We start from the raw sequence: 9,958 nt of genomic DNA, 5'->3' as shown, positions 1-9,958 counted from the left end.
TGGCTTCGGAATTACTCGGGGTCAGCCCCGCCGCGGTCAGCAGTGCGGCGATGCGCAGGCCTTCGGCCGGGATCGCCACGTCCTGCAACGGCAGCTGGGTGATGTCGCCCTGCCCGGTCACCGCCGCTTCCCAGCCGGCAATGGCCTGCTCGGCCGCCGCAGCGTCGTGGAAGCGGGTCGCCAGCTCACGCGCCAGGCGCAGCTTGACCACGCGCGGGTTCAGGCCGCCATTGGCCACCTGCTCGCGCAGCTGCACGGCTTCAGCCTGGCTGATGTCGAAGGACAACAGCTCGATCCAGCGCCACATCAGGGTGTCGTCCACCTTCATGGTCTTGGTGACGATGTCGATGGCCGGTTCGCTGATGCCAATGTAGTTGCCCAGCGACTTGGACATCTTGTTGACGCCGTCCAGGCCTTCCAGCAGCGGCATGGTCAGCACCACCTGCGGCTTCTGGCCGTGATGTTCCTGCAGGCCACGGCCCATCAGCAGGTTGAACTTCTGGTCGGTGCCGCCCAGCTCGACGTCGGCCTCCAGGGCCACCGAGTCGTAGCCCTGCACCAGCGGGTACAGGAACTCGTGGATGGCGATGGACTGCTGGGCGGCGTAGCGCTTGGCGAAGTCATCGCGCTCGAGCATGCGCGCCACGGTGTGCTGGCCGGCCAGGCGGATCATGTCGGCCGCGCCCATCTTGCCGAACCACTCCGAGTTGAAGCGGACTTCGGTACGGCTGCGGTCCAGCACCTTGAACACCTGCTCCTCATAGGTACGGGCGTTGGCCAGCACATCCTCGCGGCTGAGCGGCTTGCGGGTCAGGCTCTTGCCGGACGGGTCGCCGATCATGCCGGTGAAGTCGCCGATCAGGAAAACGACCTGGTGGCCGAGGTCCTGGAACTGGCGCATCTTGTTCAGCAGCACCGTATGGCCCAGGTGCAGGTCGGGCGCGGTGGGGTCGAAGCCGGCCTTGATCCGCAGCGGACGGCCTTCCTGCAGGCGCGCACGCAGATCCTCGAGCTTGAGGATCTCGTCGGCACCGCGGCCGATCAGGGCAAGGGCTTCTTCAATCGAGGACACGTGACTACTCCCGGCAACGCCGATTCTTGTGTGGGGTGTTAAAGCAAAGTTAACCCGATTGGCTTCACAAAAGCCAATGGGCACAAGGGTTTGACGCGGTTTTCTCAGGTGTCTATGGTAACCGGCGATCAGGCCCGCGCTCCCGGGCTGCCAGGAAAAAACCGCCGATGCACAATTCCGAACAAGGCCGCGCACGCAAGCAGCGCTTCCAGGAACGCCTCCACGTCCTGCACGACAACGCCCTGCATCGGAAGCTCAGGCAACATCTTCCCGCCGCTTTCAATGAGCGCTGGACCCGCCGCCATTGGATGCACGCCAGCCTGTTCGCGACCATCGGCGCCCTGGTGGCAACGATCGTCCCGGGCTTCTCGCACACCATCGACGCCCCCTTTGCCGACAGCCATACCAGCCTGGCACTGCCGTTGCCGCCGCTGACCATGGCCCGCCAGCAGCAGGTGCCCGGTGACAGCTGGCAGGTGCTGCGCGTGGAGCGCGGCCAGACCCTGAGCGATCTGTTCGACAAGGCGGGCATCCCGGCCACCACGCTGCACCGGGTGCTGGACCACCCCGGTGCACGCGAGGCGCTGACCAAGCTCCGCCCGGGCGCCGAGATCGCCTTCGACATGCCGCTGTCCGGTGACCTGCGCAGCATCCGTTTCGACCGGGATGCCGACAACCGGGTGGAACTGAGCCTGACCGGCGACGACATCAAGGAGAAGGTGACCCAGCGCGAGACCTCCACGCGCACCGTGGTCACCAGCGGCGAGATCACCAGTTCGCTGTATGCCGCGGCCCGACGCGCCGGGCTGTCGCCGTCGGCGATCGCGACGATGACCGACGACATCTTCAAGTACGACATCGACTTCTCGAAGGACCTGCAGCCGGGCGACCGCTTCAGCGTGGTGATGGATGAAACCTGGCGCGAAGGCGAGAAGGTGGACACCAGCAAGATCCTGGCGGCGACCTTCACCACCGGTGGCAAGACCTATTCCGGCTTCCGCTTCGACCGCAACGGCAAGTCCGAGTACTACGACATCAACGGCCGTTCGCTGAAGAAAAGCTTCATCCGCATGCCGATCCCGTTCGCGCGGCTGAGCTCGACTTTCGGCGCGCGCAAGCACCCGGTGCTGGGCAAGATGCGCATGCACAAGGGCGTGGACTACGCTGCGCGCACCGGCACCCCGATCATGGCCGCCGGCGATGCCCGCGTGCAGTTCGCCGGCGTGCAGCGCGGCTACGGCAACGTGGTGATCCTCGACCACGGCCGCGGCCACACCACCCTGTACGGGCACATGTCGCGCTTTGCGAACATCAAGACCGGCCAGCGCGTGGCCCAGGGCACGGTGATCGGCTATGTCGGCTCGACCGGCCTGGCCACCGGCCCGCATCTGCACTACGAATTCCGCGTCAACGGCGAGCACCGCAATCCGCTGACCGTGACCATGCCGCCGCCGGAGCCGCTGAAGGGCGCCGAGCTGGTCGCCTTCCGCGCGCAGACCGCACCGGCGATGGCCCGCATCCAGGGCATGGAGAAGCTGATCTACGCCGACGCCAGCCCGGCACCGACCAGCCGCGACGAGGCCGCCCCCGAGGTGGCCAGCGCCAAGGACAAGCAGGCGACCGGCCGCAAGCGCGGCTGAACCCCTGCGTTGACGAAGAAGGACGCGGCAGCACAAGCTTGCCGCGTCCTTTTTTTATGCCCGCCATGAACACGACTGCCGACGCTGACGTCCCCCTGTACCTTGGCCTGATGTCGGGCACCAGCGCCGACGGCATCGATGCCGCGCTGGTGCAGTTCCCCGCTGGCGGAGGCTGCCGCTTCGTGCACGGGCTGACCGCCCGCTGGGAGCCGGTGCTGCGTGCGCGGCTGGTGGCGCTGGGCGAAGGCGGACCGCTGGACTCGCTGGAGGAGCTGGGCGAGCTGGACGCCCGGATCGCGATCAACTTCGCCGAAGCCGCCAATCAACTGCTGGCCGAGGCCGGCGTGGACCGCAGCCAGGTCCGCGCGATCGGCTCGCACGGCCAAACCGTGCGCCATCGCCCGCTGGCCACCCCCGCCTTCACCGTGCAGCTGGGCGATGGCAACCGCATCGCCGAGCTGACCGGGATCACCACGGTATCCGACTTCCGCCGCCGTGACGTGGCCGCCGGGGGCCATGGCGCGCCGCTGATGCCGGCCTTCCACCTGAGCATGCTGGGCGCCGCCGATGAGGACCGTGCGGTGCTGAACCTGGGCGGCATCGCCAACCTGACCCTGATCCCGCGCGAAGGTGCGGTGCGTGGCTTCGATACCGGCCCGGCCAACGCGCTGATGGATGCCTGGTGCCAGCGCCACACCGGCCGCACCTTCGATGCCGACGGCGCCTACGCCGCCAGCGGCGCGGTGGACGAGGGCCTGCTGGCCGGCTGGCGTTCGGACCCGTGGTTCGCGCTGCCACCACCGAAGAGCACCGGCCGTGAGCAGTTCCACCTGGCCTGGGCCGAGGCCCACATGGGCGAAGGCCAATACGCTGCCGCCGATGTGCAGGCCACCCTGCTGGAGCTGACCGTGGCGACGGTGGCCGATGCGCTGCTGACGCAGCAGCCGCGGACCCGGCGCCTGCTGGTCTGTGGCGGCGGTGTGCGCAACCGGCAGCTGATGAAGCGCCTGGCGGCGCGGCTGCCGGGGGTACAGGTGGAGTCCAGCGCGGTGCACGGGCTGGACCCAGAGTACGTGGAGGCGATGGGCTTTGCGTGGCTGGCGCAGCGGACGATGGACGGGCTGGCCGGCAACCTGCCGAGCGTGACCGGGGCCAAGGGGCCGCGGATCCTCGGGGCGATTCACCTGGCGTGAGGTGGCGTCATCCACGCATGGCGTGGATCTACCGGGCAGCCGAGCGTGGGCTCGGCTCTACAGCATTGCGGCGCGGCCGCTAATCGAAGCCCTGCCCTGCGGGCAAGGCCTGCAGGGCGGCGATGGCGTCGGAGAGCGCGTCCACTTCGGGATCACCGAAGCCGGAGCGGACCTCCAGTTCACTGCTGAACAGGCCCTGCTCCAGCAAAGCGGCGCAGGTCTGTTCGTGGGTCCAGCCGCGGGCGACCGCGACGCGTTTGATGCGTTCCAGCAGCAGCGGGTCCAGGTCCCGCAGCACAACGTCGGCCATGCTCGCTTCCCCGTTCGCAAGGCACCGCCCCCTCGGCGCGTCGGGGCGATGATCCCGCAGACCGGACGGGCAGGCAATCAGGTGGCGCTGGCGGCCTGGCGACGGCGCTGCTGCAGGATCAGCAGGGCGCAGAGGATCACCACCGGGATCGCCACCAGCGCGGTACCGACGAAGAACAGCGCGTAGCCTTCCAGCAGCGTCCGGCCCTGTGCGAGCGTCTGTACCGACCACCCCGAAAGCCCCTTGAGCGCCTTGCCGGGCATCGCGTAGAACGAACTCAGCAGCGCGTACTGGGTTGCGGTGTATCCGATGCTGGTCAGGCTGGACATATAGGCGATCAGCGCCGTACCGGCGAAACCGCTGGCGAAGTTGTCGATGGCCATGGCCACAGCAAAATGGGTCGTGTCTGGGCCCGAATAGGCCAGCCAGGCAAATGCCAGGTTGGAGGCCGGCCCCAGCACGGCACCCACCATCAGCGCCGCCAGCACCCCCCAGCGAACCGAGACCAGGCCCGCCGCAGCAATGCCGACGAAGGTTGCGACCAGGCCCACCGAGCCACGCACCGCGCCCACGGTGTCCTCGTCCAGGCCGAGATCGACGTAGAACGGGTTGGCCATCGGCCCCATGACGAAGTCGGCCATGCGATAGACGCTGATGGCCACCAGGATCAGGATCGCGCCGCTGCGATGCTCGCGGACGAAGGCGATGAACGGCCCCGCCACGGCGTCGAACAGGCCGCGCGGCGTCCACAGGGAGGTCGCCTGTGCCTGCACGGCAGCCACTTCCCGCGCGGGTTCACGGGCCATGACCACGGCTACCACGCCAAGCGCCATCAGCACGGCCATGATCTCGTAGGAGACCTGCCAGCCAACACGGGCCGCGATGATCAGGATCAGCGCATCGGTGACCAGCAAGGCAGTGCGGTAGCCCAATGCCGAGGATGAGGTCAGCAGGCCAAGCTGCTCGCTGTTGTCAGCACTTTCAATGCGCCAGGCATCGATGACGATGTCCTGGGTGGCCGAAGCAAACGCCACGATCACGGCCATTACGCCGAACACGACGATGTGCTGCCAGGCGATGCCCAGGAACTGGATCTGGCCGCCCTTGGGCTGGACCAGCGCCATGCCGACAAGGCCCACCACTACGACCAGCTGCGACAGCAGCATCCAGCCGCGGCGGCGGCCAAAACGACCGAACAGAGGCACGTCGGTCTTGTCGACGATCGGCGCCCACAGGAACTTCATGGTGTAGGCCAGCCCGACCCATGACAGGAAACCGATCGTGCTCAGCTCGATGCCTTCCTTGCGCATCCAGAAGCCGAGCGTGTTGCCCACCAGATAGATGGGCAGGCCCGAACTGAAACCGAGCAGCAGCATCGCCAGCACCTTGCGCTGGCTCAGGTTGGACAACACCTGCTGCCACGGTCGGCGCGGCTTGGCGGCCTCGGTCACAGGTCGTAGTCCACGGTGAACGGGGCGTGGTCGGAGAAGCGCTCGTCGCGGTAGATCGAACAGCTACGCAGTTTGTCGCGCAGGCCCGGGGTGATGAACTGGTAGTCGATACGCCAGCCGACGTTGTTCGCACGGGCGGCGCCGCGGTTGCTCCACCAGGTGTAATCCTCGCCGGCGGGGTTGAGCAGGCGGTAGGCATCGGCCCAGCCACGGCCGGCGGCGACATCGGTGGCCTGGCCGTGGTCGGCGCACAGGGCGTTGAGCCAGTCGCGCTCCTCCGGCAGGCAGCCGGAATTCTTCTGGTTGGACTTCCAGTTCTTGATGTCCAGCGCCGAACGCACGATGTTCCAGTCGCCGCACAGCACGTAGTCGCGGCCGCTGCGCGCCCACTCCTCCAGGATCGGCCGCAGCCATTCCATCACTTCGAACTTGAAGCCCTGGCGCAGGTCGCCCGAGCTGCCGGACGGGATGTAGAAGGAGACCACGCTGAGGTTGCCGTAGCGCGCCTCGATGTAGCGGCCTTCGTCGTCGAACGGCGCCCAGCCCAGCGAGGTGATGACCTGGTCCGGCTCGCGCTTGCTGTAGATCGCCACGCCGCTGTAGCCCTTCTTGGTGATGGCGTCGCGATAGAAGCAGTGGTGCCCGTCTGGACGGAACATCGGGTCGGTCAGCTGGTCTTCCTGGGCCTTGGTCTCCTGGATGCACAGGACGTCGGCGTCCTGGGCACGGAACCAGTCGAGGAAGCCCTTGGTCGCGGCGGAACGGATGCCATTGGCGTTGAAACTGATGATGCGCATGCAAGGGACCTACGACAGGAAACCGGGCAAGCATACCGGTTGCCCGCGGGGCTGCGCAGTCTGCCCGGCCAGGCCGCGACGCCCTTCACACGGGTCCGGACGAGCGCGAAACGCCCAGCTGGATTAGGATTTATGCTCCAAATGAAGATGAATCGAGTTTTGATGAGCGACCACCGCCACCGTTTCCTGCAGCTGGCCCTGACCGCCGACGCCCTGCGCTTCGGCCAGTTCACCCTCAAGTCCGGCCGGCTGAGCCCCTATTTCTTCAACGCCGGTCGTTTCGACTCCGGTTCGCTGCTGTCGCAGCTTGGCGCCTGCTACGCCGATGCCATCGATGCCACCGGAATCAAGTACGACGTGGTGTTCGGCCCGGCCTACAAGGGCATCCCGCTGGCCACCGCGATGGCCTGTGAGCTGGCCCAGCGTGGCCGCGACCTGCCGCTGTCGTTCAACCGCAAGGAAGCCAAGGACCATGGCGAAGGCGGCCAGCTGATCGGCGCCGACATGAATGGCAAGCGCGTGCTGATCGTCGACGACGTGATCACCGCCGGTACCGCGATCCGCGAAGCGCTGGGCATCATTCGCGCTGCCGGTGGCACCCCGGCCGGCATCGTGGTGGCGCTTGACCGCCAGGAGATCACTTCGGAAACCGATCGCCGTTCGGCGGCGCAGTCGGTGGCCGAGGAGGCCGGCATTCCGGTGATCGCCGTGGCATCGCTGGCCGATCTGCTTGATTTCGCCTCCGGCAACCCGGAACTTGTGGGCTACCGGCAGCCGCTGGAAGCCTACCGGGCCCAGTACGGCGTCCGTTCGATCCGCTGACCGACCAGGGGAAAGGTCATGTCCCGAGTTCCTGCTGTTCTCTTTGCCGGCCTGCTGCTGGCCGTGCCGTTCACGCTGCCGGCGCAGTCGCGGGGTGGCGACAAGGTGGAGAAGAAGCTGTACTGCTGGAACGAGGGCAAGGAGCGGATCTGCAGTGATTCGCTGCCGGCCGATGCGGTCAACCATGCCCGCGAGGAATTCAACGCGAAAAGTGGCCTGCGCAATGCGCAGGTCCAGCGCGCGTTGACCGACGAAGAGCGTGCCGCCGCCAGCACGGTGGCCGCGCAGCAGCAGCTGGACCTGATGGCCGAGCAGACCCGCCAGCGCACCGAGCAGGCGATGCTGACCACCTATGGCAGCGAGGACGACCTGCGCCGGGTGTTCGCCGAGCGCCAGGAAGTGCTGGACAACAACCTGAAGACGGCCGAGTACAACGTCACCAGCCTGCGCGAGTCGCTGGTGGCCCTGCTGTCGGCCGCCGGTGATCGCGAACTGGCCGGCGCCAAGGTGGCCGACAAGCAGGCCGGGGCGATCCGCCAGCGGCACGTGCAGCTGCAGGCGCAGCAGCGCCTGCAGGCCGGGTTCCTGCAGCAGCAGCAGGCGTTGAAGGCCGAAATTGAAAGCACCCTGCAGCGCTATCGCGAGCTGAAGGGCGTGGCACCGGCTGCCCCGGCAGGCTGACGACGCTCCTGCCGCCGGGCATGGCCCGGCGCTACCCCTGGCCTGGTTACGGCCTGGCCCACGGAATTTATGCACTCTTTACGCGTCGGCCCGGTCCGGCGCGTAGTGCGTTTATGGGGGGCAGGACGACGATGACGACCTGAGGTGGAGGGGTTCCACCAGGACGCTATTGCAATGTCCCCCTGGCTGTCGTTGTTGTGTGGCGTGCTGGTGCTGGTCGCCGCCGCCTATCTTCTTTATGTCGTGCTGCGGCCCGAGTCGTTCTGAGCGGAGCCGGCCATGACTGAGATGCTTGTGATTATTGCCGCCAGCCTGCTGCTGGCGTGGCCGCTGGGCCTGTACCTGGCCCGCGTGATGCGTGGCACGCCGATGAAGGTCGACGTGCTGTTCCACTGGATCGAGAAGCCGCTGTACAGGGTGTTCGGCGTCGATCCATCGCGCTCGATGTCCTGGCGCGGCTACGTGCTGGCCTTCGTCCTGAGCAACGTGGTGGTCGCGGTACTGACCCAGGCGGTGTTCATGACCCAGGCCTGGCTGCCGCTGAATCCGGATCAGATCCCGAACATGCGCTGGGACACCGCGCTGCACACGATGATCTCGTTCCTGACCAACACCAACCAGCAGCACTATTCGGGCCAGGCGCAGCTGTCCTACCTCTCGCAGATGACCGGTATCACCGGCCTGCAGGTGGTGACGCCGATGATGGGCCTGGCGCTGGCGGTGGCCACGCTGCGCGCGCTGTTCTCGCGTGCGCCGCAGGCTGCGGCCGCCACCGGTAGCGGCGATGACCGCCAGGTGGCGGTGGGCAACTACTACGTGGACGTGGTGCGCCTGTGCGTGCGCTTCCTGTTGCCGCTGTGCCTGGTGTGGACGCTGGTGCTGACCAGCCAGGGCGTGCCATCGACGATGGCCGGTGGGCCACAGGCCACGCCGATCGATGCCAGCGCCGGCATGGCCGAACAGAAGCTGCCGCTGGGCCCGGTGGCGGCGATGGTCGCGGCCAAGCAGCTGGGCGCCAACGGTGGCGGCTGGTACGGCCCGAACAGCAGCTTCCCGCTGGAGAACCCGACCCCGCTGTCGAACGCGCTGGAGATCGTCGGCATCCTGCTGGTGCCGATGGCGGTGATCTTCATGATCGGCGCGTTCACCGGCCGGCGCCGCTTCGGCGCCCTGGTGTTCAGTTGCATGCTGGGCATGTCGCTGCTGTCCACCGGCGCGATGATGTGGAGCGAAGGGCATAGCGCCAGCGCCGCCACGCCGTTGCTGATGGAAGGCAAAGAGGTGCGCTTCGGTGCCGACGGCACTGCGCTGTGGGCGGCGGTGACCACCCAGGTCTCGAACGGCTCGGTCAACGGCATGCACGATTCGCTGGCGCCGCTCAGTGGCGGCATCGCGATGGTCAACATGCTGGTCAGCGCGATCTGGGGCGGCATTGGCTGTGGCCTGCAGCAGTTCATCGTGTACCTGCTGCTGGGCGTGTTCCTGGCCGGGTTGATGACCGGGCGCACGCCGGAAATGTTCGGCCGCAAGCTGGAGACGCCACAGGTCCGCCTGTTGGCCCTGCTGGTGCTGCTGCAGCCGATCACCCTGCTGGTGTTCACCGCGATCACCCTGGCCGTACCCGGCCTGGCGGGCACGTCCAACCCCGGTTTCCATGGCATCAGCCAGGTCTTCTACGAATACGTCTCGGCCTATGCCAACAACGGTTCGGGCTTCGAAGGGCTGGGTGACGCCACGCTGTGGTGGAACCTGAGCTGCTCGCTGGTGCTGCTGCTGGGCCGCTTCCCACTGCTGATCATCCCGCTGGTGGTGGCCGCACAGCTGGCCGCCAAGCGCCAGGCGCCGGAGTCTGCCGGCAGCCTGCAGATCGAAACCCCGACCTTCGCCCTGACCCTGGTCTCGGTGATCGTCATCCTGACCGTGCTGCAGTTCATGCCGGCGCTGGTACTCGGCCCGATCGCCGACCACCTGAGCCTGGGACTGCACTAAGGA

10 protein-coding genes (1 of these 10 running past the window's edge) are annotated in these 9,958 nt (G+C 67.2%); 6 read left to right on the top strand and 4 right to left on the bottom strand.

What is annotated here, in order from left to right; all coding sequences use genetic code 11:
- Positions 1-1,072: the 5' portion of a tyrosine--tRNA ligase gene (gene tyrS, locus GOC52_RS01535; RefSeq protein ID WP_191850509.1), read on the bottom strand. Its footprint begins 140 nt before the window's first position; the window shows 1,072 of its 1,212 coding nt (coding positions 1-1,072); the start codon lies at positions 1,070-1,072; its stop codon lies off the left edge, out of view.
- Positions 1,073-1,239: 167 nt separating this feature from the next.
- Between tyrS and GOC52_RS01530 the strand changes: the two genes are divergently transcribed.
- Both GOC52_RS01530 and GOC52_RS01525 read left to right on the top strand, forming a co-directional pair.
- On the top strand, positions 1,240-2,712 hold the full coding sequence (locus tag GOC52_RS01530; protein WP_010486866.1) for a M23 family metallopeptidase: 1,473 nt from the start codon (positions 1,240-1,242) through the stop codon (positions 2,710-2,712).
- A 65-nt stretch (positions 2,713-2,777) separates the two neighbouring features.
- Complete coding sequence (locus tag GOC52_RS01525; protein WP_191850507.1) at positions 2,778-3,905, top strand: anhydro-N-acetylmuramic acid kinase; 1,128 nt, start codon at positions 2,778-2,780, stop codon at positions 3,903-3,905.
- A gap of 79 nt (positions 3,906-3,984) precedes the next feature.
- On the opposite strand, the gene GOC52_RS01520 is transcribed toward GOC52_RS01525, so the two are convergent.
- From GOC52_RS01520 to GOC52_RS01510, 3 genes are all read right to left on the bottom strand, one after another.
- Positions 3,985-4,215 (bottom strand): hypothetical protein, encoded by a 231-nt coding sequence (locus GOC52_RS01520; RefSeq protein ID WP_005407775.1) that lies wholly within the window; start codon positions 4,213-4,215, stop codon positions 3,985-3,987.
- 77 nt (positions 4,216-4,292) lie between these two features.
- Complete coding sequence (locus GOC52_RS01515) at positions 4,293-5,666, bottom strand: AmpG family muropeptide MFS transporter (protein WP_057503977.1); 1,374 nt, start codon at positions 5,664-5,666, stop codon at positions 4,293-4,295.
- Entirely contained in the window at positions 5,663-6,463 is an 801-nt protein-coding gene (locus GOC52_RS01510) for an exodeoxyribonuclease III (RefSeq protein WP_049480353.1), read from the bottom strand. Before GOC52_RS01510 ends, GOC52_RS01515 begins: the two co-directional genes overlap by 4 nt.
- Before the next feature lie 162 nt (positions 6,464-6,625).
- Here GOC52_RS01510 and pyrE point away from each other — a divergent pair, with 162 nt between their 5' ends.
- The 4 genes from pyrE to kdpA all read left to right on the top strand — a co-directional run bounded on the left by pyrE (position 6,626) and on the right by kdpA (position 9,955).
- Complete coding sequence (gene pyrE / locus GOC52_RS01505) at positions 6,626-7,285, top strand: orotate phosphoribosyltransferase (protein WP_191850505.1); 660 nt, start codon at positions 6,626-6,628, stop codon at positions 7,283-7,285.
- A gap of 18 nt (positions 7,286-7,303) precedes the next feature.
- Entirely contained in the window at positions 7,304-7,966 is a 663-nt protein-coding gene (locus GOC52_RS01500) for a hypothetical protein (protein ID WP_071306293.1), read from the top strand.
- A 174-nt stretch (positions 7,967-8,140) separates the two neighbouring features.
- Positions 8,141-8,233 (top strand): potassium-transporting ATPase subunit F, encoded by a 93-nt coding sequence (locus GOC52_RS01495; RefSeq protein ID WP_005407770.1) that lies wholly within the window; start codon positions 8,141-8,143, stop codon positions 8,231-8,233.
- A 12-nt stretch (positions 8,234-8,245) separates the two neighbouring features.
- On the top strand, positions 8,246-9,955 hold the full coding sequence (gene kdpA, locus GOC52_RS01490) for a potassium-transporting ATPase subunit KdpA (protein ID WP_191850503.1): 1,710 nt from the start codon (positions 8,246-8,248) through the stop codon (positions 9,953-9,955).
- Positions 9,956-9,958: the final 3 nt, after the last annotated feature.

Origin of the sequence: Stenotrophomonas sp. SXG-1, from assembly GCF_014083965.1 — a bacterium.
Lineage (GTDB): Bacteria > Pseudomonadota > Gammaproteobacteria > Xanthomonadales > Xanthomonadaceae > Stenotrophomonas > Stenotrophomonas geniculata.
Note: the sequence above shows the minus strand (reverse complement) of the source record. Positions and strands in the feature narration are given on the sequence as shown.

What these genes read in the sequence shown, in the direction of transcription:
- GOC52_RS01530 (WP_010486866.1), top strand. Translation starts at nt 1,240, where the DNA reads ATGCACAATTCCGAACAAGGCCGCGCACGCAAGCAGCGCTTCCAGGAA.
- GOC52_RS01525 (WP_191850507.1), top strand. Translation starts at nt 2,778, where the DNA reads ATGAACACGACTGCCGACGCTGACGTCCCCCTGTACCTTGGCCTGATG.
- GOC52_RS01520 (WP_005407775.1), bottom strand. Translation starts at nt 4,215, where the DNA reads ATGGCCGACGTTGTGCTGCGGGACCTGGACCCGCTGCTGCTGGAACGC.
- GOC52_RS01510 (WP_049480353.1), bottom strand. Translation starts at nt 6,463, where the DNA reads ATGCGCATCATCAGTTTCAACGCCAATGGCATCCGTTCCGCCGCGACC.
- pyrE (WP_191850505.1), top strand. Translation starts at nt 6,626, where the DNA reads ATGAGCGACCACCGCCACCGTTTCCTGCAGCTGGCCCTGACCGCCGAC.
- GOC52_RS01500 (WP_071306293.1), top strand. Translation starts at nt 7,304, where the DNA reads ATGTCCCGAGTTCCTGCTGTTCTCTTTGCCGGCCTGCTGCTGGCCGTG.
- GOC52_RS01495 (WP_005407770.1), top strand. Translation starts at nt 8,141, where the DNA reads ATGTCCCCCTGGCTGTCGTTGTTGTGTGGCGTGCTGGTGCTGGTCGCC.
- kdpA (WP_191850503.1), top strand. Translation starts at nt 8,246, where the DNA reads ATGACTGAGATGCTTGTGATTATTGCCGCCAGCCTGCTGCTGGCGTGG.